Annotated in this window: 19 protein-coding genes, 1 tRNA gene and 1 pseudogene; 15 read left to right on the top strand and 6 right to left on the bottom strand. The window is 68.7% G+C overall.

The window, feature by feature from the left end; genetic code table 11:
- Positions 1-2 precede the first annotated feature (2 nt).
- From ftsY to glsA, 11 genes are all read left to right on the top strand, one after another.
- Positions 3-1,187, top strand: a complete 1,185-nt coding sequence (gene ftsY / locus GL325_RS02310; RefSeq protein WP_187768474.1) for a signal recognition particle-docking protein FtsY — start codon at positions 3-5, stop codon at positions 1,185-1,187.
- A gap of 140 nt (positions 1,188-1,327) precedes the next feature.
- Entirely contained in the window at positions 1,328-2,587 is a 1,260-nt protein-coding gene (locus tag GL325_RS02305; RefSeq protein WP_187768473.1) for an ammonium transporter, read from the top strand.
- Positions 2,588-2,605: 18 nt separating this feature from the next.
- On the top strand, positions 2,606-2,944 hold the full coding sequence (locus GL325_RS02300) for a P-II family nitrogen regulator (RefSeq protein ID WP_154595043.1): 339 nt from the start codon (positions 2,606-2,608) through the stop codon (positions 2,942-2,944).
- Complete coding sequence (locus GL325_RS02295) at positions 2,878-5,190, top strand: [protein-PII] uridylyltransferase (RefSeq protein WP_255955699.1); 2,313 nt, start codon at positions 2,878-2,880, stop codon at positions 5,188-5,190. Before GL325_RS02300 ends, GL325_RS02295 begins: the two co-directional genes overlap by 67 nt.
- Before the next feature lie 26 nt (positions 5,191-5,216).
- Positions 5,217-6,803 carry a signal recognition particle protein gene (gene ffh, locus GL325_RS02290; protein WP_154595041.1) on the top strand — a complete coding sequence of 529 codons (1,587 nt, stop codon included), beginning with the start codon at positions 5,217-5,219 and terminating at the stop codon, positions 6,801-6,803.
- 37 nt (positions 6,804-6,840) lie between these two features.
- Positions 6,841-7,353, top strand: coding sequence for a gluconokinase (locus tag GL325_RS02285; RefSeq protein ID WP_187768471.1), 513 nt, complete (start codon positions 6,841-6,843; stop codon positions 7,351-7,353).
- Positions 7,346-8,680 carry a GntP family permease gene (locus GL325_RS02280; protein WP_187768470.1) on the top strand — a complete coding sequence of 445 codons (1,335 nt, stop codon included), beginning with the start codon at positions 7,346-7,348 and terminating at the stop codon, positions 8,678-8,680. The genes GL325_RS02285 and GL325_RS02280 overlap by 8 nt, the downstream gene beginning before the upstream one ends.
- Before the next feature lie 4 nt (positions 8,681-8,684).
- Complete coding sequence (locus GL325_RS02275; protein WP_187768469.1) at positions 8,685-10,418, top strand: ABC transporter ATP-binding protein; 1,734 nt, start codon at positions 8,685-8,687, stop codon at positions 10,416-10,418.
- Complete coding sequence (locus tag GL325_RS02270) at positions 10,415-12,325, top strand: ABC transporter ATP-binding protein (protein WP_154595038.1); 1,911 nt, start codon at positions 10,415-10,417, stop codon at positions 12,323-12,325. The genes GL325_RS02275 and GL325_RS02270 overlap by 4 nt, the downstream gene beginning before the upstream one ends.
- A gap of 9 nt (positions 12,326-12,334) precedes the next feature.
- Positions 12,335-13,657, top strand: a complete 1,323-nt coding sequence (gene der, locus GL325_RS02265; RefSeq protein ID WP_255467485.1) for a ribosome biogenesis GTPase Der — start codon at positions 12,335-12,337, stop codon at positions 13,655-13,657.
- A complete protein-coding gene (glsA, locus tag GL325_RS02260) occupies positions 13,657-14,790 on the top strand; it encodes a glutaminase A (RefSeq protein ID WP_187768468.1) in 1,134 nt (377 codons plus the stop codon). Before der ends, glsA begins: the two co-directional genes overlap by 1 nt.
- On the opposite strand, the gene GL325_RS02255 is transcribed toward glsA, so the two are convergent.
- The 3 genes from GL325_RS02255 to GL325_RS02245 all read right to left on the bottom strand — a co-directional run bounded on the left by GL325_RS02255 (position 14,787) and on the right by GL325_RS02245 (position 17,780).
- Positions 14,787-15,977, bottom strand: coding sequence for an HNH endonuclease signature motif containing protein (locus tag GL325_RS02255; RefSeq protein WP_187768467.1), 1,191 nt, complete (start codon positions 15,975-15,977; stop codon positions 14,787-14,789). The genes glsA and GL325_RS02255 overlap by 4 nt on opposite strands.
- Before the next feature lie 62 nt (positions 15,978-16,039).
- A complete protein-coding gene (locus GL325_RS02250) occupies positions 16,040-17,005 on the bottom strand; it encodes an L-lactate dehydrogenase (protein WP_154595034.1) in 966 nt (321 codons plus the stop codon).
- Positions 17,006-17,042: 37 nt separating this feature from the next.
- Positions 17,043-17,780, bottom strand: coding sequence for a CAP domain-containing protein (locus tag GL325_RS02245; RefSeq protein ID WP_154595033.1), 738 nt, complete (start codon positions 17,778-17,780; stop codon positions 17,043-17,045).
- A gap of 139 nt (positions 17,781-17,919) precedes the next feature.
- On the opposite strand from GL325_RS02245, the gene GL325_RS02240 reads away from it, so the two are divergent.
- Positions 17,920-17,993 (top strand) — tRNA-Pro (locus GL325_RS02240).
- Positions 17,994-18,103: 110 nt separating this feature from the next.
- On the opposite strand, the gene GL325_RS02235 is transcribed toward GL325_RS02240, so the two are convergent.
- Positions 18,104-18,679, bottom strand: coding sequence for a TetR/AcrR family transcriptional regulator (locus GL325_RS02235; protein ID WP_187768466.1), 576 nt, complete (start codon positions 18,677-18,679; stop codon positions 18,104-18,106).
- Positions 18,680-18,699: 20 nt separating this feature from the next.
- On the opposite strand from GL325_RS02235, the gene GL325_RS02230 reads away from it, so the two are divergent.
- Entirely contained in the window at positions 18,700-19,875 is a 1,176-nt protein-coding gene (locus tag GL325_RS02230; protein WP_187768465.1) for an SDR family NAD(P)-dependent oxidoreductase, read from the top strand.
- Between the two features lie 78 nt (positions 19,876-19,953).
- Here GL325_RS02230 and GL325_RS02225 read toward each other — a convergent pair whose 3' ends face one another.
- Positions 19,954-20,559: a TetR/AcrR family transcriptional regulator gene (locus tag GL325_RS02225; protein WP_154595023.1), complete on the bottom strand. Its 606-nt coding sequence runs from the start codon at positions 20,557-20,559 to the stop codon at positions 19,954-19,956.
- 110 nt (positions 20,560-20,669) lie between these two features.
- Here GL325_RS02225 and GL325_RS02220 point away from each other — a divergent pair, with 110 nt between their 5' ends.
- Positions 20,670-22,310: an FAD-binding protein gene (locus tag GL325_RS02220; protein WP_187768464.1), complete on the top strand. Its 1,641-nt coding sequence runs from the start codon at positions 20,670-20,672 to the stop codon at positions 22,308-22,310.
- A 222-nt stretch (positions 22,311-22,532) separates the two neighbouring features.
- A complete protein-coding gene (locus tag GL325_RS02215) occupies positions 22,533-22,724 on the top strand; it encodes an AlpA family transcriptional regulator (protein ID WP_223110949.1) in 192 nt (63 codons plus the stop codon).
- A 584-nt stretch (positions 22,725-23,308) separates the two neighbouring features.
- Here the strand turns inward: GL325_RS02215 and GL325_RS02210 are convergent.
- Positions 23,309-24,169 (bottom strand): annotated as a pseudogene (locus GL325_RS02210) (transposase).
- Positions 24,170-24,371 lie beyond the last annotated feature (202 nt).

Genomic DNA, 24,371 nt, shown 5'->3' with positions numbered 1-24,371 from the left:
CCGTGACCAACGAGAGCCTTGTCCTGCTTGTCGTCCTGATCGCCGCGGCCGTCGTCGTCCTCGGCGCCGGCATCGCCTATCTCGTCGCGCGCCGGCACCGGGAGCTGCCTCCGCCGGACGTCATGGACGAGCTGACCGAGCGGGAGATCGAGCATCCCGAGCTGCGCGAGGTCGACCTCGACGAGGTCGAGGAGCTCGAGGCCGGTGTCCTCGAGGAGGAGCCGGTCGCCGAGCCCGCGCTGGCCACGCCCACCATCGAGCGTCCCGAGACCCCGCAGGGCCGGCTCGCACGGCTGCGCTCGCGGCTCTCGCGCTCGCAGTCCAGCCTGGGTCGCGGCCTGCTGACCCTGCTCGGCGGTGGCGACCTCACCGAGGACGAGTGGGAGGAGATCGAGGACACCCTGCTGGCGGCCGACGTCGGCGTCGGTCCCACCACCGAGCTCGTCACCAACCTGCGGGCCCGGCTGGCCGCGGAGGGCGCCAAGGACCCCGCCCGCGCGAAGGCGGTGCTCCGCGAGGAGCTGCTCGGCCTCGTCGGCCCCTCGCTGGACCGCACCCTGCACGTCACCGGCGACGACGACAAGCCCGGCGTCGTCCTGGTGGTCGGCGTCAACGGAACCGGCAAGACCACGACCGTCGGTCGCCTCGCGCGTGTCCTGGTGGCCGAGGACCGCTCCGTGCTGCTCGGCGCGGCCGACACGTTCCGCGCCGCCGCGGCCGACCAGCTCGAGACCTGGGGCGGGCGCGTCGGCGTGCCGGTCGTCCGCAGCCACGAGGGCGCCGATCCGGCCAGCGTCGGCTTCGAGACGGTCAAGCAGGGCATCTCCGACGGCGTCGACGTCGTCCTGGTCGACACGGCCGGCCGCCTGCACACCAAGTCCGGCCTGATGGACGAGCTCGGCAAGGTCAAGCGCGTCATCGAGAAGCAGGCCCCGGTCACCGAGGTGCTGCTGGTCATCGACGCGACCACCGGCCAGAACGGCCTCACCCAGGCCCGCGTGTTCAGTGAGGTCGTCGACGTCACCGGCATCGTCCTGACCAAGCTCGACGGCACCGCCAAGGGCGGCATCGTCATCGCCGTCCAGCGGGAGCTGGGCGTCCCGGTGAAGTTCGTCGGCCTGGGGGAGGGCCCCGACGATCTGGCCCCGTTCGAGCCGGAGGACTTCGTCGACGCCCTCCTCGACTGAGCTCCCGCAGCTGTCGCGGCGTCTACCGTACGGACGTCTCCGGTTGACGAAACATTCGTGAAATCTGCGCCGAAACACGAAACGGAGACGAAATCCGGTGGCGCCGTTCCGCGAAATCCACGTCCGCCACAGTGACGCTCATGGATGGTTACTACGCCTGGATGCTCATGGCCACAGCCATGGTGCTCCTCATGACTGTGCCCGCGCTCGCCCTCTTCTACGGCGGCATGACCCGAGCCCGATCAGTGCTCAACATGATGATGATGTCCTACGCCGCCGCGGCGGTCGTGGGTCTCGTGTACGTGCTGTGGGGCTGGTCGATGTCGTTCGGCACGCAGAGCGCCGGCGGCTTCTTCGCCAATCCCTTCGAGCTCTTCGGCCTCGAGGGAGTCGAGTGGGGCGACTACATCTCCGTCGCGTTCCAGATGACCTTCGCGATCATCACCGCCGCCCTCATCTCGGGCGCGATCGCCGACCGCGTCAAGTTCTCCGCCTGGCTGGTCTTCCTGCCGCTGTGGGTCACGTTCTCGTACTTCCCGATCGCGCACATGGTGTGGGGCGGGGGCTTCATCCACGAGCACTTCCCGGCGCAGGACTACGCCGGCGGCACCGTCGTCCACATCAACGCCGGCATCGCGGGCGGCATCCTCGCCCTGATCATCGGCAAGCGCATCGGGTGGCCGCGTGAGCAGATGCGCCCGCACAACCTGCCGCTGACGATGATGGGCGCGGCGCTGCTGTGGTTCGGCTGGTACGGCTTCAACGTCGGCTCGATCGTCTTCGCCGAGGGTGCCTCCGACGCCGAGATGACGGCTCAGTTCATGACCGAGACCGGTGTCACCTTCATGAACACCACGGTCGCCACGATGGCCGCGATCCTGGCCTGGCTGCTGGTCGAGAAGCTGCTGCACGGCAAGGCCACCTCGCTCGGTGCGGCCTCCGGCATCGTCGCGGGCCTGGTCGCGATCACCCCCGCCGCCGGTGCGGTCAACATCGTCGGCGCCATCGCGATCGGTGCGATCTCGGGCGGTCTGTGCGCCTGGGCCGTCGGGCTCAAGTTCAGGTGGGGTCTCGACGACTCGCTCGACGTCGTGGGCGTCCACCTCGTCGGCGGCCTCGTCGGCACGCTCCTGATCGGCTTCCTGTCCACCTCGTCGGCTCCCGGTGGCATCGACGGCCTCCTCTACGGCGGCGGCTTCGACTCGCTGTTCAACCAGACGATGGCCGTGGTCATCGCGGTGATCTGGACCGGCGTCTTCACCACGCTGATCGCCGTGGCGATCAAGCACACGATCGGCTGGCGCGTCGAGGACGAGGACGAGGTCACGAACGGGATCGACTTCTCCGAACACGGCGAATCCGCCTACGACATCGCCGGGTCCTCCGGCACGATCCTCTGAGAACGGGAGAATGAACGCATGAAGCTCGTCACCGCAGTGATCAAGCCGCACAAGTGGGAAGAGGTCCGCGAGGCTCTCGCCGCCTCGGGAGTCGCCGGGATGACCGTCACGGAGGCCAGCGGCTACGGCCAGCAGAAGGGACACACCGAGGTCTACCGCGGCGCCGAGTACGACGTCTCGCTGGTTCCGAAGATCCGCCTGGAGGTCGTCGTCGACGACGCCGACGTCGAGGGGGTCGTCTCGACGATCGTCTCGGCCGCCCAGACGGGCAAGATCGGCGACGGCAAGGTCTGGGTCATGCCGGTGGACTCCGTCGTGCGCGTGCGCACCGGCGAGACGGACGAAGCGGCACTCTGAGCCCCACGCTGGACCTGGCCCGCCGGGGCCGGGCCGAGGAGATGGACCGGCTGCTGCGCGACGCGTTCGCGGCAGTGGCCGGTGACATCGAGACCGGCCTGGCCCTGGCGGCCGTCGGCGGTTACGGGCGTGGTCGGCTGTCGCCGCACAGTGACGTCGACGTGGTCCTGATCCATTCCGACCAGCTCGATCCCGCCGAGGTGGACACCCGCGCCGCGCAGTTGTGGAGCCGGTTGTGGGAGGCGAAGGTTCCCCTGGACCATGCCGTCCACTCGATCACGGAGGCCGAGCACCTGGCCTCGACGGACCATCGCGTGGCGGTCGGTGTCATCGACGCCCGTTGCGTGGCCGGGGACGCCGGCGCGGTCGTCGCGATGCGCTCCACGGTGCTGGCCGGCTGGCGGCGTGAGGCGCGACGCCGGTTGGTCGCCGTGCGAGAGGACCGCGATGCCCGGCTCGAGCGTTCGGGCCAACTGGCCTACGAGGCCGTGCCGGACCTGAAGAACTCCGGCGGAGGGCTGCGCGACACCGTGCTGCTGAAGGCGATCGCGGCCACCTGGCTGGTCGACGTGCCCACCCACGAGGTGTCCCAGCTGACCGACGAGCTCCTCGACGTCCGCGACCTGCTGCACGAGGTCGGCGGGCGCCGCTCCGACAAGCTGCTGCCCGAGCTGGTGTCGGACATAGCCGCTCGGCTGGACCGGTCGCCCGTGGACCTCGACGTCCACGTCCGGGACCTGGGCCGCCGCATCGACCACCTGGTGGCGCGTGCGTGGCGCCGCCTCGACGAGCTCGACCGCGACCCGCACCGCTCGGTCGGCAGCCGGGGCCCGGTGATCGAGCGGATCGTCCCGGGCGTGGGCGTCCTCGACGGTGAGATCGTGTTGACGGCGGACGCCAAGCCGGCCGAGGATCCCGAGCTGCTGTTCCGGGTCGCGACCTCGTCGGCGCGGCGCAACCTGCCGATCAACCAGGCGTCGCTGGACCGGCTGGCCCGCGACATCCGGTGGCCCGACGAGCCGATGCCGCCGTCGACCCACCGCTGGCTGCTGGAGTGGCTGACGACGGGCCGCCGCCTGGTGCCGGTGTGGCTCCAACTGGACTTCGCCGGCTTGATCGACTCCTTCTGTCCCGAGTGGGCGGGCATCCGGCTGCGGGGCTCGTCGTCGCCGATCCACCGGTTCACCGTCGACCGCCACAGTCTCGAGGCGGTCGTGAACGCCGACGAGCTCAACCGCGACGTCGCCCGTCCGGACCTGCTGGCGGTGGCGTGCCTCCTGCACGACATCGGCAAGGGAGCCGAGGGCGATCACAGCGAGGTCGGCGAGCCGATGGCCGTGGCCATCGCGCGGCGCTGGGGCTTCGACGACGAGGACGCGCGGACGGTCGGCTGGCTGGTCCGGCGGCACCTGTTGCTGCCCACGATCGCGACCCGGCGCGACATCGAGGACCCCGTCACGGCGGCCAACGTCGCCGAGTTCATCGCGGACGAGGGCGCGCTGGACCTGCTGGCGGCCCTGACGGCCTGCGACGCTCGAGCCACCAGCGCCGGGGCGTGGAGCGACTGGCGCCGGAGCCTGATCGAAGGGCTCGTCGGCAAGGTCCGCGACCAGCTCTGCGGGCGGGCGCCTGTCGAGGAGGTGGAGTATGCCGGCTGGCCGGCGCACGTCCCGGTCCCGCAGATCCAGTCCGTGGCCCCCGACGAGCTCATCGTGACCGCTCAGCCGCACCACGACGGCTCGCTCATCACCATCGTCTCGGCCGATCGCCGCGGCATGCTCGCGGACCTGGCCGGCGGGCTGACGGTCGCCGGGCTGAACATCCGGTCCTGTCGCAGCGTCACGATCGGCAGCGTGGCGGCGACGTTGTGGGAGGTCTCCCGGCCCCAGGTCGACACGGCGGCGCTCACCCAACGGCTGAAGCCCGTGCTCGAGGGCCGGATGGACCTGTCGCAGCGTCTCGCCTATCGCCTCGAACGCGACGAGTACGAGCCGCGCGTCAGCGTGCTGGACACCTCCGAGCAGTCCGCCACCCTGGTGCAGGTGCGCACGCTGGATCGCCGGGGTCTGGTGTGGACGGTGTGTCACACGATCGCGTCGCTGGGGCACCACATCCGCTCGGCGCACCTGTCGACCTACGGCGACGAGGCCCGCGACGTCTTCTACGCGACGGACGACGACAACCGGGCCCTGACGGACGAAGCGGCACAGGTGTTGCGCCAGGCGGTGAGCGACGCCCTGTCCTGACGAGTGCTCGGCTACTCTGGGGACCTATGTTCGATTCGCTGCAGGACCGGCTCCAGTCGGCATTCAAGGGACTCCGCGGCAAGGGCAAGCTGTCCGACGCCGACATCGACGCGGTCGCCCGCGAGATCCGCGTCGCTCTGCTCGACGCCGATGTCGCCGTGCCGGTCGTGCGCGAGTTCATCTCCAACGTCAAGGAGCGCGCCCGCGGCGCCGAGGTGAGCCAGGCGCTCAACCCGGCGCAGCAGGTCATCAAGATCGTCAACGACGAGCTCGTGCGCATCCTCGGTGGCGAGACGCGTCGCATCCGCTTCGCCAAGAACCCGCCGACCGTCATCATGCTGGCGGGCCTCCAGGGCGCGGGCAAGACGACCCTCGCGGGCAAGCTGGGTCGCTGGCTCAAGGCCCAGGGTCACTCGCCCATGCTGGTCGCGGCCGACCTGCAGCGCCCCAACGCCGTCACCCAGCTGAAGGTCGTCGGCGACCAGGCCGGGGTCACCGTCTTCGCGCCCGAGGCCGGCAACGTCGGCGGGGTCCAGACCACCTCGGGCACCCAGAGCATCGGCGACCCGGTCCAGGTCGCGCGCGACGCCATCACCGAGGCCAAGCGCACGCTGCACGACGTCGTCGTCATCGACACCGCCGGCCGCCTGGCGATCGACGCCGACCTGATGAAGCAGGCCCGGGACATCCGCGACGCCACGCAGCCCGACGAGGTGCTGTTCGTCATCGACGCGATGATCGGCCAGGACGCGGTCGGCACGGCCGAGGCCTTCCTCGAGGGCGTCGACTTCACCGGCGTCGTCCTGTCGAAGCTCGACGGCGACGCCCGCGGCGGTGCGGCTCTCTCGGTCCGCTCGGTCACCGGCCGCCCGATCATGTTCGCCTCCACGGGCGAGAAGCTCGACGAGTTCGACGTCTTCCACCCCGACCGCATGGCCTCGCGCATCCTCGACATGGGCGACGTCATGACGCTCATCGAGCAGGCCGAGAAGGTCATGGACGCCGAGCAGGCGGCCGCCGCGGCCGAGAAGGTCGCCGGCGGGTCGTTCACGCTGGCCGACTTCCTCCAGCAGATGGAGGCCCTGTCGAAGATGGGCTCGATGACCAAGATGCTCGGGATGCTCCCGGGCATGGGTCAGTTCAAGGACCAGCTCGCGAACTTCGACGAGAAGGACATCGACAAGATCAAGGCGATCATCCGTTCGATGACGCCCGCCGAGCGCGACAACCCCAAGATCATCGACGGCTCCCGCCGCGCCCGCATCGCGCGGGGCTCGGGCACGCAGGTCAGCGACGTCAACCAGCTGGTCACCCGCTTCTTCGAGGCGGCCAAGATGATGCAGCGCATGGCCAAGGGCGGCGGAATGCCCGGCATGCCCGGTATGGGTGGCATGCCCGGGATGCCCGGCATGGGTGCGGGCAAGCGCGCCGGCGCCAAGCAGCCGAAGCAGGCCAACAAGAAGAAGGGCAAGCGCGTGTCGGGCAACCCCGCCAAGCGCGCCGCCGCGGCCAAGGCCGAACCGACCAAGCCCGCCGGTGCGGGCGCGTTCGGGTTCGACGCCAACTCCGCCGACGACTTCGAGTTGCCCAAGGAACTGCGCGACCTGCTCTGACGCGACGGTCGCCGCGTTGCGGCGTAAGGTTCTGGCCATGAAACCGGTCCTGGTCGTGGTGATGGGGATCTCCGGGGTCGGGAAATCGGTGGTCGGTCATGCCGTCGCCGACCGTGCCGGTGTCCCGTACGCCGACGGAGACGATTACCACCCGAAGGCCAACATCGAGAAGATGTCGGCCGGCCAGGCGCTCACCGACGAGGACCGCTGGCCCTGGCTCGAGCTGATCGGCCAGTGGCTGGCCGATCACGACGCGACCGGCGGCGTGGTGAGCTGCTCGGCCCTGCGCCGGGTCTACCGCGAGGTGTTGACCCAGCACGCGCCCCGCACCGTCTTCCTGCACCTCGTCGGCGACCACGCGCTGATCCAGTCGCGCATGGAGGCGCGCGACCACTTCATGCCCGTGTCGCTGCTGGAGTCCCAGGAGGCCACCCTCGAGCCGCTCGAGGCCGACGAGAACGGCGTCGTCTTCGACGTCACGGAGACGCCCGATCGGATCGCTGCGGCGTTCCTGGTCTGGCTGCGCAGCCAGGAGGACCTGCATGAGTGACTCGACCCAACTGATTCTGGCGGCGCTGCTGGGCATCACCGTCATCGTCGTGCTGATCACGGTGGCCAAGCTGCACCCGTTCCTGAGCCTGACGCTCGGCTCCCTCGTGGTGGGCGCCGCGGCCGGCATGTCGCTGACCGACACGGTCGAGAGCTTCAGTGCCGGTGTCGGATCGACCGTCGCCGGGGTGGGCATGCTGATCGCGCTGGGCGCGATGTTCGGCAAGCTGTTGGCGGACTCCGGGGGAGCGGACCAGGTCGTCGACACGATCATCGGCAAGTCGCCCGAGAAGCTGCTGCCCTGGGCGATGGCCGCGATCGGGGCGATCATCGGCCTGCCGATGTTCTTCGAGATCGGCCTCGTGCTCCTGATGCCGGTCATCTTCCTGGTCGCGCGCCGATCGGGTCAGTCGCTGATCGCGTTGGGCATCCCCGCGCTGGCCGGCCTGTCGGCGATGCACGGCTTCGTGCCCCCGCACCCGGGTCCGCTGATCGCGGTGGACGCGCTGGGGGCCGACCTCGGCCTGACCCTCGGACTGGGTGTCCTGGTGGCGATCCCGACGATCATCGTGGCGGGCCCCCTGTTCGCCCAACTCGCGACCCGCTGGGTCGACGTCCCGACGCCGACGCTGTTCGAGGCCGAGGAGCCGCGCAAAGCAGAGGACCGTCCCTCGTTCGCCATCACGCTGGCCACCGTCCTGCTGCCCGTCGTGCTGATGCTGGCCAAGACCGTCGCGGACATCGTCGACGCCCAGGGCACCGTTCGCGCGACGCTCGACTTCATCGGCACGCCGCTGATCGCCCTGCTGATCTCGGTCCTGGTCGCCCTGTTCACCTTCGGCAAGGGCGGCCGGATGAGCTGGCAGAGCATCAACGACAGTGTCGCCAACTCCCTGGGCCCGATCGCGGGCATCGTGTTCATCGTCGGCGCCGGCGGCGGCTTCAAGCAGACGCTCGTCGACACCGGCATCGCCGACGTGATCGCGGAGTGGGTCGAGGGGACGGATCTCTCGGTGCTGCTCGTGGCGTGGCTCGTGGCCGTGCTGATCCGGCTCGCCACCGGCTCGGCCACCGTGGCCACGGTGACCGCCGCGGGCATCATGGTGCCGCTCGCCGAAGGGCTCAGCACCCCCGAGACCTCGCTCATGGTGCTGGCGATCGGCGCCGGATCGGTCTTCTTCAGCCACGTCAACGACGCGGGCTTCTGGTTGGTCAAGGAGTACTTCGGCATGACCGTCGGCCAGACGATCAAGACGTGGTCTCTCATGGAGACGGTGCTCTCGGTGTCGGGACTGGCGTTCGTCATGTTGTTGAGCCTCGTAGTGTGACCACGTGCTGATCGCGCTCCTGCGCCACCACCTGCGCCCCTACCGGGTGTCGATCCTGGTGGTCTGCCTCTTCCAGTTGATCCAGACCGTCGCCACGCTCTACCTGCCAGGGCTGAACGCCGACATCATCGACGAGGGCGTGGCCCAGGGCGACGTCGGCCACATCTGGCAGGTCGGTGGCCTGATGCTGGGCGTGACGGTGCTGCAGGTCGTGTGCAACGTGGTGGCCGTCTTCGTCGGTTCGCGGGTGGCGATGGCGGTCGGCCGGGACCTGCGCCGCGAGGTCTTCGGCAAGGTGCAGTCGTTCGGCAGCCGCGAGGTCGCCTCGTTCGGGCCGCCGACACTCATCACCCGGAACACCAACGACGTCCAGCAGGTCCAACTGCTGCTCTTCATGGGCCTGACGATGATGGTCGCCGCGCCGATCACGGGGATCGGCGGGCTGGTGCTGGCGTTGCGCGAGGACGTGCCGCTGTCGGGCGTCTTCCTCATCGTGCTGCCGGTGCTGGCGATCTCGTTGGGCCTGATCATCGCCCGGATGCGGCCGCTCTTCCGGCTGATGCAGGTCCGGATCGACACCCTGAACCAGATCATGCGCGAGCAGATCACCGGTGTCCGTGTCGTGCGCGCGTTCGTGCGTGAGGACCAGGAGGCCGCCCGCTTCGCCGAGGCCAACGAGCTGAACCGCCAGGTCGCCGTCGGCGCCGGTCGGCTCATGTCCTCGTTCTTTCCTCTGCTGATGGGAATCATGAATCTCTCGGTCGTCCTGGTGCTGTGGTGGGGCGGCTCGCGGGTGGGCGCGGGGGACCTGCAGATCGGTCAGCTGACGGCGTTCCAGCAGTACCTGATCCAGACCCTGATGGCCGTCATGATGGCGACCTTCATGTTCATGCTGTGGCCGCGCTCGGAGGTCTCGGCCGAGCGCATCACCGAGGTCCTGAGCACCGAGCCCGCGATCGACCTCGATCCCGAGGTCCCGAGCGTCGACCTCGTCGGTGGGCGCGTCGACGTCGAGGGTGCGGCGTTCGCCTACCCGGGCGCCGAGCACGCCGTGGTCGAGGACGTGTCCTTCATCGCCCGCCCGGGCCAGACCACCGCGATCGTCGGGTCGACCGGCAGCGGCAAGACGACCGTGCTGGGCCTCGTCGCGCGGCTGTTCGACGTCACGGCCGGACGGGTCCTGATCGACGGCCTCGACATCCGCGACGTGCGACCCGCCGACGTGTGGCGGGCGGTCGGACTCGTGCCGCAGAAGGCGCTGCTGTTCAGCGGCACCATCGCGGACAACCTGCGGTTCGGTCGCGCCGACGCCACCGACGACGAGCTGTGGGACGCGCTGCGGATCGCCCAGGCCGAGGACTTCGTGCGCGCGATGCCCGACGGCCTGGAGTCGTCGGTGTCCCAGGGCGGCTCGAACTTCTCCGGCGGCCAGCGTCAGCGCCTCGCGATCGCCCGGGCCGTGGTGAAGCGACCGCGGATCTACCTGTTCGACGATTCGTTCTCGGCCTTGGACTACGCCACGGACGCCGCCCTCCGCTCCGCGCTCAAGCCGGTGACGGCCGACGCGGCCGTGCTGATCGTCGCCCAGCGGATCAGCACGATCCGTCAGGCCGAGCGCATCGTGGTCCTCGACGAGGGTCGCGTCGTCGGCACGGGCACGCACGACGAGCTCATGGACGACTGTGAGGTCTACCGCGAGATCGTCCTGTCGCAGCTCTCGCAGGAGGAGGCCCGATGAGCTGGCACGGGTCGCCGCAGAAGCCGGCGAAGGCGAACAACTTCCGTGCGACGTCCGGCCGGGTCTTCCGCCGACTGTTGCTCGATCGCACGATGGTGCTCTCGCTGGGCCTCTTCGGACTGATCGGTGTGACGCTCTCGGTCATCGGGCCCAAGGTGCTCGGTCACGCGACGGACATCATCTTCGACGGTTTCATCTCGAGCCGGTTCCCCGAGGGCATGACGAAGGCCGAGGCGGTCGCGTCCCTGCGTGCCGACGGGCAGGACCAGCTGGCCGAGCTCGTCGGAGCGCTGGACCTGCGCCCGGGCGAGGGCATCGACATGCGCGAGCTGGGCACGGTCCTGGCGATCGTCGCCGTGATCTACCTGGTGTCGTCGCTGTTCATGTGGCTGCAGGGCGTCCTGGCCACCACGGTCGTTCAACGCATGGTCGCCGACCTGCGCAACGACGTCGAGGACCAGTTGAATCACCTGCCGCTGGCGCACCTGGACGGCCAGGAGCGCGGCGAGATCATGTCGCGGACCACGAACGACCTCGACAACCTGGCCCAGTCGCTGCAGCAGACGCTGAGCCAGATGATCACGAGCATCCTCATGGTCATCGGCACCCTGGCGATGATGTTCTGGATCTCGCCGCTGCTGACGATCATCGCGCTGGTGACGATCCCGGTCGCGCTTGTCATCACCGGTGCGGTGATGAAGCGCTCGCAGCCGCAGTTCGTGGCCCAGTGGACGCAGACCGGACGGCTCAACGCGATCGTCGAGGAGTCGTTCACCGGTCACGAGGTCGTCAAGGTCTTCGGGCGCCAGCAGGCCGCCGAGGAGGAGTTCGCCACCACCAACGATGCGTTGTTCGGGGCCGCGTTCCGCGCGCAGTTCATCTCCGGCGTCATCCAGCCCCTGATGATGTTCGTCTCCAACCTCAACTACGTGCTGGTCGCCGTCGTGGGAGGTCTGCGCGTCGCCTCCGGATCGTTGTCGCTGGGCTCGGTGCAGGCGTTCATCCAGTACTCGCGCCAGTTCACCCAACCCCTGACGCAGGTCGCCGCGATGGTGAACCTGCTGCAGTCGGGGATGGCCTCGGCCGAGCGCGTCTTCGCCTTCCTCGACGAGGAGCGCGAGCGCCCCGACCGCGAGGACGCCCCGGCGCCCGATCCGCTGCGCGGCCGCGTCGTGTTCGACCACGTCGACTTCTCGTACAGCGACGAGCCGCTGATCGAGGACCTGTCGTTGGTCGCCGAGCCGGGCCAGACGGTCGCGATCGTGGGTCCCACGGGCGCGGGCAAGACGACGCTGACCAACCTCGTGCTGCGCTTCTACGACGTCGACGCCGGGCGCATCACCCTCGACGGTGTCGACATCGCCGAGATGAGCCGCCGCGAGCTGCGTGACGACTTCGGGGTCGTGCTGCAGGACACGTGGCTCTTCTCGGGGACGATCCGCGAGAACATCGCCTACGGCGCCGACGACCCCACGGAGGAGCAGATCCTGGCCGCCGCGAAGGCCGCCTCGGTCGACCACTTCGTGCGCACCCTGCCCGACGGCTACGACACGGTGATCACCGACGACGGCGGGGGAGTGAGCGCCGGTCAGCGGCAGTTGCTGACGATCGCCCGCGCGTTCCTGGCCGATCCGGCGATCCTCGTGCTGGACGAGGCGACCAGCTCGGTGGACACCCGCACCGAGGCGCTGGTGCAGGCGGCGATGAACGATCTTCGCTCCGGTCGCACCAGTTTCGTGGTGGCGCACCGGCTCTCGACCATCCGCGACGCGGACCTGATCGTGGTCATGGAACAGGGCCGGATCGTCGAGCAGGGGACCCACGACGAGCTCATCGCGGCCGAGGGCGCGTACCAACGGTTGTACTCGGCCCAGTTCGCCTCCACGACGTTCACACCGCCCCGATAGGCTGGGGTGGTGTCCACCCAGCCTGTTCTCGCCGTCATCGGCCGTCCCAATGTCGGTAAGTCGACTCTCGTCAACCGCATCATCGGTCGCCGCGAAGCCGTCGTGGAGGACGTTCCCGGCGTGACCCGCGACCGCGTCCCCTACGACGCGATCTGGAACGGCCGTTCCTTCACGGTCGTCGACACCGGCGGCTGGGATCCCGACGCCAAGGGCATGGCCGAGCGCATCGCCGCCCAGGCCGAGGTCGCCATCGCCGTCGCCGACGCCATCTTGTTCGTGGTCGACGCCACGGTCGGCGCCACCGACATCGACGACAAGGTCGTGAAGCTGCTGCGCGCCTCCGGCAAGCCGGTCGTGCTGGCCGCCAACAAGGTCGACGACCAGAAGGGCGAGCTCGAGGCAGCCTCGCTGTGGAACCTCGGACTCGGCGAGCCGTACGCCGTCTCGGCGCTGCACGGCCGTGGCAGCGGCGACATGCTCGACGCGATCCTCGACGCGCTGCCCGAGGCCCCGAAGGAGGACTTCGACGCCCCCCGCGGCCCGCGCCGGGTCGCGATCGTCGGCAAGCCGAACGTGGGCAAGTCCAGCCTGCTAAACAAGTTCGCCGGTGAGGACCGCGTCGTCGTCGACAACGTCTCGGGCACGACCGTCGACCCCGTCGACGAGCTGGTCGAGCTCGGTGGCCGCGTGTGGACCTTCATCGACACCGCCGGCATCCGCAAGCGCGTGAAGACCGCGACCGGTCACGAGTACTACGCCAGCCTGCGCACCTCCGCCGCGATCGAGCGCGCCGAGGTCTGCGTCATGGTGATCGACGCCAGCGAGTCCATCAGCGAGCAGGACCTGCGGATCATCAACTCGATCGAGGAGACCGGCCGCGCCGTCGTGCTGGCCTTCAACAAGTGGGACCTCGTCGACGACGAGCGCCGCTTCTACCTCGAGCGCGAGATCGAGCGCGACCTCGTCCAGATCCCGTGGGCGCCGCGCATCAACGTGGCGGCCCGCACGGGCTGGCACATCGACCGCCTCGTGAAGGCGCTCGACGCCGCCCTCGAGGGCTGGGAGACCCGCGTGTCGACCGGCGCGCTCAACTCGTTCCTCGGCCGCCTCGTGGCCGAGCACCCGCACCCCGTGCGTGGCGGCAAGCAGCCGAAGATCCTGTTCGGCACGCAGGCCTCCACCGCGCCGCCGACCTTCGTGCTGTTCACCTCGGGCAAGCTCGAGGCGGGCTACCTGCGATTCATCGAGCGCCGCCTGCGCGAGGAGTTCGGCTTCGTGGGCAGCCCGATCCACCTGACCCAGCGCCCCCGCAAGAAGCGCGAGCGCCGCTGATGCGGTCGCCGGTTCCGGAGTATCTCGACGCGGTCCTGCGCGACTGCGCCCAGGACGACTCCGAACCGGCGGCCATCGCGATCACGACGATCGACGACTCCCACCACGCGGCCGGCGATGTGGAGCAGCGCTTCACCATCCAGTCGATGTCGAAGCCGTTCGCGTACGCCCTGGCGATCGAGCGGCTGGGCTGGGAGGCCGTGCACGACAAGATCGACGTGGAGCCCTCGGGTGAGGCGTTCAACGAGATCTCGCTGGATTCCAAGACCGGGCGTCCGCACAACCCGATGATCAACGCCGGCGCGATCGCCACCGCCGGGCTCATCGGCTCGTTCGAGACGTTCGCCGAGTTCGCCTCGAAACTGGCCGGCCGCGAGCTGGAGATGGACGAGGCGGTGTTCGAGTCCGAGATGGACGACGCGCATCGCAACCTCGCCCTGGCGCACCTGCTGGCCGCCTACGAGATCATCGACGACCCGGTGGAGGCGGTCGACCACTACCTGCGCCAGTGTGCGCTCTCGGTGGACGTCCGCGACCTGTCGACGATGGCGTCCGTGCTGGCGAACGGGGGAGTGCACCCCGACTCCGGTGAGCGGCTGATGGCCGAGCAGACCGCCATCCAGGTGCTCAGCGTCATGGCGACGTGCGGCATGTACGACGACGCGGGCGACTGGCTGGCCTCGGTCGGCATCCCGGCCAAGAGCGGCGTGTCCGGCGGGATCATCGGGGTGCTGCCCGGACAGGTCGGTGTGGCTGTCTTCTCGCCCGGCCTGAACGACCACGGCACCAGCACCGTGGGTGTGCAGATGATGCGCAAGCTCTCGAGCGACATGGGCATGCATCTGATGAACCCCGGCCGGCCGTCGCGATCGGCACTGGCGGAGGTCAGGGTCGACGATGACGAGACCGTGTACGTGCTGACCGGCGATCTGCTCTTCTCGAGCGCCGAGTCGCTCTTCCGGCGCCTGCTGGCCGAGCCACCCGAGACGGGGACGGTCGTCCTGGAGATCTCGCGGGTCGGCGAGGTCAGCGAGGTGGGTCGCCGTATGGCCTTGGAGGCGAAGAGCCGCCTGGAGGAGGACGGGTTCACCGTTCGGGTCAACGACGGGGACGAGACGAACCGGCTCGACTAGCCGGCGCACAGGTCGACCTCGATCACCAGGGGCGAGGGCAGGTGCCATCGTTCGCGATGCTCGATCGGCGGTGCGATGTACTTCTCGGGCAGTCGTCCGTGCGACTTCATGTTGTGGTGTTTGCGGCAGAGGCAACGCAGGTTCGCCGCGGTCGTGCCGCCCCCTCGGTCGTAGGCGAGCTCGTGGTCGAGGTCGGTCTCTGATGCCGGTGCCCGGCATCCCGCGACGCGGCAGGTGCCGTCACGCCAGTGCAGCGCGGCCCGGAGCGCGCCGGGTGGTTGATACCCCAGCGCCGTGGTGTCGAGGACGTTGCCCACGGGGTCGAGCACGAGGCGGCGGAAGAGGGTCGTGTCAGAGGCGGCCAGTTCACGGACCCACTCGGGCGGGACCGGATGCTCGCCGTCGCGGGTGTTCCCGGGGCCGTCGGTGAGGCCGATCAGGTCGGCGGCATCGATCGCGATGGCGATCTCGGCGTGGATCTGCGTCTCGGTGCCGGTGCACGACGTGAGCCAGTGCCCGACGAGGTCGGCCTGCTTCTGGTCGCGAGTGCGGCGGTCGCGGTCGCCCGTGTCGGGGTCGTACTTCGGCAACGCCTTGGCAGCGCGACGCAGACGTTCACCGACCGCGATCGCGACAGGCGTGGGGAGCAGCGCGGACAACCAGGACGTGCCGTCGCCGTTGTGGGTGATGTCGACCCGGCGTGTCTCGACCGCCCGGTCGGCCTCGGCCTGGACCTCGGCCGGCTCGAGCCGGGCGCGCATGCGATTCAGCCAGCTGCGCAGCTCTCCCACCGTGTGGGTGGTGGCGTAGGAGACCACACTGGCGTCGAGTGCCTCGACCGAGGCGGTCGCGGTCAACCGGTCGATGGTCGCGGCGATCTGGGAGACGCGTGCGGCATCGAGGGAGCCGTCATGGAAGGCGATCCAGACCCGGGTCGCTCGATCGCGCACGGTGCGGGCGTCGTTGACGATGGCCCACACGCGGTTCTCGGTGACGTGGAGGGCTTGGGCGATCTCGAGGGTGACCTCGCGGCGGCCGAGTTCCTTGCCGATCGGCGGCGCGTCCTGTGCATCGACCTCGTCGGTGCCGAGCGTGTGTGCGGCCAGGATCATCGACCACGTCGCGTACTCCGCACGCGCCTGCACCCGGGCCGCGTGATGCAGCATCAGGGTGGTCGAGGTGTCCATGCAGACAACCTACGAAGGACCTCCGACACTGCCTCGGGGCCGTTGCACCACCGACGGGCGCGTCAGATTCCGAGGTCCTCCTGGACCTTTTTCAGTGCCTCGGCCGAGGCGTGCAGGTGCCGATCCTCCTGCGCCGACATGCGCACGTCGAGGACCTGGGCGACGCCGCGGGAGTTCACGACACTCGGTAGGGACAGGGCGACGCCGTCGATGCCGTGGTGACCGCGGTGGACGATGCTCACCGGCAGGACGGCGTTCTCGTCGTTGAGGATCGCCTCGACGATGCGGGCAGCCGAGATGCCGATCGCGTAGTTGGTGGCCCCCTTGCCCTCGATGACCTTGTACGCCGCGTTGCGGACGGTGTCGGCGATCTCGTCGAGCTCGGCGTGGGTGAAGGGGCGACGTTCGGGGGCGGTGCTGGAGGGCTGCCAGTCCAGGATGGGCACGGGGCCGATGCGTGCCTGGGACCAGAGGGCGAACTCGGTGTCGCCGTGCTCACCGACGATGTCGGCGTGGACGCTGTTGGGCGCGATGCCTGCCCGGGTGGCGAGCAATTGGCGAAGTCGTGAGGTGTCGAGCACGGTGCCCGACGCCATCACCCGCTCGTCGGGCAGTCCCGTGATCTGCTGGGCGGCCACGGTCAGGACGTCGCACGGGTTGGTCACCAGCATGTAGACGGCATTCGGGGCCTGCTCCATCAGGACGGGAAGCAGGCTCTCGAGGATCCGGACGTTCGTCCCCGCCAAGTCGATGCGCGACTGGCCCGGGTCCTGCTTCGCGCCCGCCGTGATCACCACGAGATGCGCGCCGGCGACCACGGAGGGGTCGGCGCCGCCGATGATCTGGCTGCTGCCCGTGTAGAGCGCACCATGCTGCAGATCGAGGACCTCTGCCTCGACCTTCGCCTGGTTCACGTCGTACAGCGCGATGGTGCGCGCCGATCGACGGATCAGGCAGGCGTACGCGATCGCGGTGCCCACACTGCCGGCTCCGATGACGGCGACCTTGGAGTTCTCGATGACGGCCATGTCTCCAGTGTGTGCGCACCAGGGCCCTTGCGCTGGGTCAGCCCCCGTACGGCTCCTCGTACCACGGAGTCACGGCGACGAAGGAGATCCAGTCCCGCGACGCCACGTAACCGGCTCCGAACAGCGCGTTCCCGGTGAGGAGAGCCCGTCGTGTCGGCCGGTCCGCCCGCCAGGCGGCGATCCGACCGCGCGCTCCGGATTCGGCGCTTTCGTGCGCGGCACGCAAGGTGACGCCGTCGGGGATGTAGTCGTGCGGCTGAGGATCCGGCGCCGCGACGGCGAGGTCCCTGACCCAGAGCTGGGCACTGCGGTTGAGCGATGGGATCAGCGCGATCGGGCCGCGCCCGTGCTTCTTGCGGTACGCGTTGACGTCGCGCTCGATGATGGCGCGCGCCTTCTCACCCTCGGTGCGTGCCTTCGCCGCCCTCACGATGACGCGGCGCGAGTACGCAGTCCTCACCTTCTTCGTGGCATGGAGCTTGACGCGGTACGTGGACTTCCTCGCGGTGACCCGGACGGTGGCGGAGTACCTGGACCACCGATCGACCTTGGTGGTCTTGACGGTTCGCCAGCCCTTGGCCGTCTTCCGCTGCAGGGCGACCTTGGCCCCGATGGCCTTCTTCGAGCCGACCCGTCCGGCGAACATCGACTGGGAGCCCAGCGTGACCTTGGCGATGTGGAAGGACAGCTCGACCTTCGGCTTCGTCCTGGCCTCGGCCGCGCCGGGCGCGAGTGCGACCATGAACGCGGCGAGCGCCGCGACAACGGCGGTCATTCTGGGGGTCATGGAGTTCCTTCCGTCGGACACCTCACTATCCACCCGGCTCGGCGGATGGTCCAGTGAGAACGCCCACCACGGGGCGGGGTCCGTAGCGGGAGTCGGCGAGGCGTGGGGTAGGATCGGAGAGTTGTCACGGGCTGTAGCGCAGCTTGGTAGCGCACCTGACTGGGGGTCAGGGGGTCGCAGGTTCAAATCCTGTCAGCCCGACAACGGAAAGCCCCGGGAGACCGGGGCTTTCGTCATTTCCGGACACCGGAGCAGACGAAAGTCGGCAGCGGGCAGCGCGTGTGCAAGCCGTTCATCATGTGCCCACGTTGTCACCCAAGGTTCGGCTGCGAGGCCTCCGGTCTGGCCGCCAGTCCGTCGCGCACGATCCGCATCGCGCGAGTGATCAGCTCCTCGGGTTCCCGGTGGTTGGACAGGGTCATGGCGCCCACGATCATCTCGATGGCGAGAAGCAGGTCTTCCTCATCAACCGAAGCGGCCAATCGGCCGTCCCGTCTGCCCTGAGCCACCGGACCGCTCAGCAGGTTTCTCGTGCGGAGCCTGATCGATTCAACCTCTTCGACACGGTCGGCATCGAGCGCAGCAAGCACCCGACTGGATCCGGCATGAAACGAGATGATCTCGTTCAGGATCAGCAGTGCCGCATCCGGTTCATCCGCCACCGCGTGGGCCAGGTCCTCGACGCGGGCGAGATTCTCGAGATAGATGGCGGCTGCAAGATCGTGTCGATGAGGGAAGTGTCTCTGCAGCGTTGCGCGGCCGACGCCCGCCCGCTCGGCGATGCGTGCGAGAGGCACGTCCGCGCCCTCGGAGGCGAAGAGGTCGCGAGCAGCATCGAGGATGGCGGCGCGATTCTGTACCGCGTCGGACCTCTTCTTGGACGGCATCGCGGACTTCCTCCGGGTTGGTGCTGCTGCAGTCTAGTAGGGCACGCCAGGACGTCGGCGCCTACGCCAGACGCTCTCTTCTGTTGCTCTCCCGCGTATTGCCTGCCGGGCGCACCAGGGCTACGTTAAGTGGGCATCAATGCCCACTTAATTCAGTGACCCGAGAGGTCGAGATCATGGTTGAAGAGCTTCGGTACGACGGACGAGTAGCGATTGTCACGGGAGCAGGTATCGGAATCGGCGCGGCGCACGCTCGTCTCCTGGCTTCGCGCGGAGCGCGTGTGGTCGTGAACGAGCTGCCGCGGAACATCGAGCGTGCCGAACTCGTGTGTGAGCAGATTCGGTCTGCCGGGGGAGACGCCATCGCGGTTGCCGGTGAGATCGGGATCGACGACGACGCACGCGCGTTGGTCGACGCAACGATCGCGAAGTATGGACGGGTCGACATCGTGGTCCACAACGCCGGCGTGCCGTTGGGGCGCGACATGGATGGTTCCGGCCTGGTCCAGGAGGCGCCGTCGCCGAGGTTCGACAGGTACATGGACGTCAACGTGCGCGGGTCGTTGCAGTTGAACCGCGCTGTCTGGCCGCACTTCGTCGCGCAGAAGTACGGGCGCGTCCTGTTCACCTCGTCCGCTGTGGGAACCGGGTTCTGGTACAGCCCGACCGGGTATGAGCTCGACTACGCGACGTCGAAGTTGGCGGTCTTCGCCTTGGCCAGGCAGGTGTCCGCAGCAGGCCAGGAGCACGGCATCATCGCCAATACCGTGATGCCGTGGGCCTTCACCGAGACGGTCGGCGACAGCGCCGACGGCGAAGAGACGGAGTTGATCACCTTCATGCGCGCGACGCTCCAGCCGGAGAAGGTGGCGATCGCCGTCGCCCCGCTGCTCCACGAGAACGCGCCCACCACGGGCGAGGCCTTCACCGCCGGGGGCGGCCGGATCGCCCGAGTGTTCCTCGCGGGCGTCCGTGGCTACTTGAACCCTGAGCTCACGCCGGAGGATGTCGTCGAGAACTGGACACAGGTCTTCGGCGAGACGGGTGCCTCGGGCGAGATGCTCGACGTCTTCGAGCAGAGCCAGCCTCGCGAGGAGCGCATGTTCATGAAGACGCTCGAGACGCAGACGATGCCCGACCTCGCCTGGATCGCGGAACAGTCGGTCAAGGACTCCACTCGCTCGGCTGCGTTGTAGGCGCCGAGGGTCGCGCAACACCAGACGTGTCGTTTGCGGGCCTCCCGCGTTCGCAGCAAGCGGACGCGGGGTGCCCCGTCACCGCCGGTCGCGCGGGTGAAGTTGAGCGAACGCCCAACGCAAGGGGCCATCCACGTCGATACTCGGGTCGAGCATCTGCCGGATCATCAGTCCCTCGTTCAACGCGAGCAGTCCGCGGGCGGCGTCGATGCAGTCGAGATCGGCAGCGATGACGCCCTCGCGCTGGGCGCGATCGAACAGGTCGACCAGTTCCTGCTCCCAGGCTTCGACCCGACGGCGAACGTGGTCCGCTGCGATGTGCTCCGGTTGCGCGGCGACACTCAACTTGAGGCTGATCCAGAGCCGGACCCAGGCGGGGGTGGATCGACGGCGCTCGGCGACACGCGTATATGCGTCGATGAGGTCGTCGACGTCGAGCGGAGCGTCCGCATCGAAGAACTGCCGGTCAGCCTCCTCTTGAGCCAACAGCACGCCAAGCAGCAGGTCGTCCTTGGACGCGAAATGGTGCTGCAGTCCGGCGTGGGTGATGCCCACCCGGGTGGCGATCGAGCGCAGCGAGGCCGCCTCGAACCCCACGACCGAGAACTCCTGGAGAGCCGCGTCGAGAATCTCAGCGCGCTTTGCCAGTCCGACCTTGTACGGCCCACGTCCAACCTTGGTCACCGGACCACTATCTCCCACCCCCACGCGGCGGCGTCGAGGTGTGGGTGGATCGCCGTGCCGCGAAAACCTGCCATGTGATAAGTATTAGTCCGCAAACGGAGGAGTGTGAGATGGATAACAAGTCATTCGACCTGGTGGTCGTGGGAACTGGCACAGGGATGCTGGCCGCGCTTGCGGCGGCGGAGGCAGGACTGTCGGTTCTCCTGGTGGAGAAGTCGGAATACGTCGGCGGTTCGACCGCCCTGTCCGGCGGTGGTTTCTGGGTTCCGAGCAACCCGATGCTGACCGAGGCCGGCGCGGAGGACCCGATGTCCGAGGCGACCAAGTACCTGGCTGCGGTGACCCGCGGGGAGGCACCCGAAGCTCGCTGGAAGTCGTTCCTGTCCCACGGCGCCGAGGCCGTGAAGGCGCTGGCGCGCCTGACGCCGCTGAAGTTCGGTCACATGACCGACTACGCGGACTATTTCCCCGAACTCCCGGGCGGGTCGACGGCCGGTCGGGCCATGGAACCGAAGCCGTTCAACGCGCGCAAGCTCGGCGCCGACCGGGGCAAGCTGCGTCCGCCCGCGCTGGAGGCACCGTTCCCGATGCCCGTGAGCGGCACCAGCTACAAGTGGCTCAACCTCGTGGCGCGCACCCCGCGCGGCATCTTCGTCGCCGCGCGCCTGCTGGGGATGGGCGTCGGAGGTCTGGCCATCAAGCGCGAGTACATCGCCGGGGGCGGCGCGCTGGCCGCCGGGCTGTACGCCGGGGTCCGGGCCCGGAACATCCCGGTCTGGCTGGAGTCCCCGCTGAAGGAACTGATCGTCGAGGACGATCGAGTCGTCGGCGTCGTGGTCCAGCGCGACGGCAAGGACATCAGCGTCCGGGCCAAGCACGGCGTGATCCTCGCGGCGGGTGGTTTCGACCGCAACGAGGCGATGCGGCACGCCCACCAGTCCGAGAAGCTGGACACGGACTGGGCGCTCGGCAACCCCGCCAACACCGGCGACGCGATCACCATCGCCCAAGGGATCGGCGCGGACCTCGCCTTCCTGGAAGAGGCCTGGTGGTTCCCGGCGGTCCCCATCCCCGGCCCCATGCCGGGCACGCTGCTCGCCGAGCGTTCGCTGCCCGGCCAGATCATCGTCAACCAGGCCGGCGAGCGCTTCATGAACGAAGCTGTCAACTACATGTCGGCCGGCAAGGACCTCCTCGCGCAGGACCTGCCGGTGTGGATGATCTTCGACCAGCGCTACCGCAACCGGTACGTGTTCGGCGGATCCATCTTCCCTCGCCAGTCCTTCCCGAAGGAGTGGTACGACGCGGGCGTGGTCAAGAAGGCCGACTCGCTCGAGAAGCTGGCCGCCGACCTGGGCATGCCGGCCCTGCCGCAGAGCGTCGAACGCTTCAACAACCTGTGCGCCTCCGGGCACGACGACGACTTCGGTCGCGGCGACAGCGCCTATGACCGCTACTACGGAGACCCCGGCATCAAGCCGAACCCGTGCCTGGGCCCGATCGACAAGGGTCCGTACTACGCGGTCCAGGTCGTGCCCGGCGACCTCGGCACCTGCGGTGGCGTGAAGGCCGACGAGTTCGCCCGTGCCCTGCGCCCCGACGGAACGACCATCGAGGGCCTGTACGCCATCGGCAACGCGGCCGGCAACGCCTTCGGCCGGGTCTACCCCGGACCGGGTGCGACGATTGCCCAGGGCCTCGTGTTCGGCTACATCGCCGCCAACCACGCCGCCGGGCGGTTGCGCGCCTGACCCATGTCCACTACGGACACCGGAGTCGACGCTGCGGTTCAGCCCACACGCTGGACCGCGGCGGCCGACAGATGACCTTGTGTCCACATTGGATGCCAGGGCCGCCCTACCCGCTGCTTCCACTCCCGTACAGTCTTTTGTGGTGCGTGACCGAGTGGCGCGGTCGAGTGCGCACACCTAATCGGCATGAATGACACCCACACCCCTTCCACACTGGAACCGATGATGAGCGTCGAGGAGCTCTCGACCTACCTCGACGTCCCGATCCGCACCCTGTACGACTGGCGTAGCGTCGGACCCGGTCCGTGTCCTATCCACGTCGGCCGGCAACTGTGTTACTTCGTCAGCGACGTAAAGCAGTGGCTTGCCGACCAGTGCGAACTGAGGGGCGGGGTGAACGCGGCCACGGACTGAGGGGCGCCCGGCGGTGACCAGCCACGCCTGGCGATCGGCACCTACGGGTCCATTGCCTTCACCCTCACCGACTCGGGACAGGTCCAGGCCGCGACGCGGTTCCGGGACGAAGACGGCACCGTCCGTCGAGTCCGGGCCACCGGAGCATCGCGCAGCGCCGCCGACCGTGCGCTGAAAGCCAGGATCGCGCCCGCCGGATGCACGGCGAGTTCGACGACATCACGGCCGACACCAGGTTCGCCCGGCTCGCCACGATGTGGCTCGCGGACCTCAAGGAGGAGGGGCGGACGTCGTTGAATACCCAGTCCCCCTGTGAGCGCGACATGCGCACCTTGGTGCTGCCGGCGTTCGAGCACCTGCTGCTGCTGCGAGAGATCACAGTCCGGCGAGTGGACACCTTCCTCAAGACGACCTTGCGGAACGGGAGCTACTCCCGGGCGAAGCTCGCGAGAGCGGTGCTCAGCCTCGCACTAGTCATGGCGGTGCGATACGACGCAATCCCAAGAACTCCGTCGCGGATGCGGCGCCGTTCCACAAACCCAAGTGGCCGCCGACGTCGCGGTGAATCGCGCTGGGTTTCGTTCCTATGTGTTTCCTTGGCCAGCGAGTGCCGCCCGGGATGACTCTTGGGCAGCGTAGGACGCCGCCTCAACCTCGAGCGGGGTCAACATGTCGAGCTCCCCGCGAAGGCGCTGGTTGTTCCACCAACCACACGTACTCCAGCGTGGCGAGTTCGGTGCGCCACGCCCCTCGTCGGCGGATCAACTCGGTCTTGTACAGGCCGTTGACGGCCGCGGCGAGGGCATTGTCGTAATTGTCCGCGACCGTGCCGGTCGACGGCTTCGCGCCGAGCTCTGCGATCCGGTCGGTGTAGACGATGAGAGGTAGTTCGAGCCGTGGTCGGCATGGTGGACCAGCCCGGTGAGGTCGACCGCGCCCTCGCACGTGGCTTTCCAGCCGGACGATCTCGGGCACCAGCAACTCATCCCTGAGCGAGCGTGCCGAGGGCGGCCTCGTCTTCGCGGCCCGGTGGCCGCGGGAGGTGATGGACCTGCGATCCGCCGGGCGCACCACCCGGCAGATCGCCTCGACCCCGAACTGGTCCTTGTGCTCGTCGATGTAGCGGGACCATCTCGTCGTGGGGCGGTCGAGCTCCTTGGCAAAAACGCTGATGCGGACTTCAAGATCTCGTTCGCACGACGAAGTTCGGCGACCTCACGCTTGAGGCGCATGATCTCTTCGGCTTCGGCTTCGGCGGTCGTGGTTCCGGGCCGCTTGCCGGCGTCGATCTCGGCACGGTGGACCCAATGCCGCAGGGTCTCGGTGTTCATCCCCAGCAGTCCCGCGACGTGCCGCAACGCGGCGGTCTCATGCGGGTGCTCAGGGCGGACCTCGAGGACCGTACGCACTGCCCGCTCACGCATCTCGTTCGTATGCTTGGCCATCGTTCCATCCTGACTGATCAAGTGGAACGAAACCCAGCGCGATTCAGGGGTCGAGGGTTTCAACAACATGGACGGGGCCTATGGCCAAGGCAATGCAGGCGGTTTGGACCCAAAGCCAAGTCTCTCCAGCACTGAGGCGCGCGGCCCGCTCATCCTTTGCTTGGTGATGCAAGTCGCATACCAAGAAATTGTTCGAGCTGAG

Source organism: Aeromicrobium sp. 636, assembly GCF_024433585.1.
Taxonomy (GTDB): Bacteria; Actinomycetota; Actinomycetes; order Propionibacteriales; family Nocardioidaceae; genus Aeromicrobium; species Aeromicrobium senzhongii.
The sequence above is the reverse complement of the archived record's forward strand: the minus strand, read 5'-3'. Positions and strand labels throughout refer to the sequence as shown.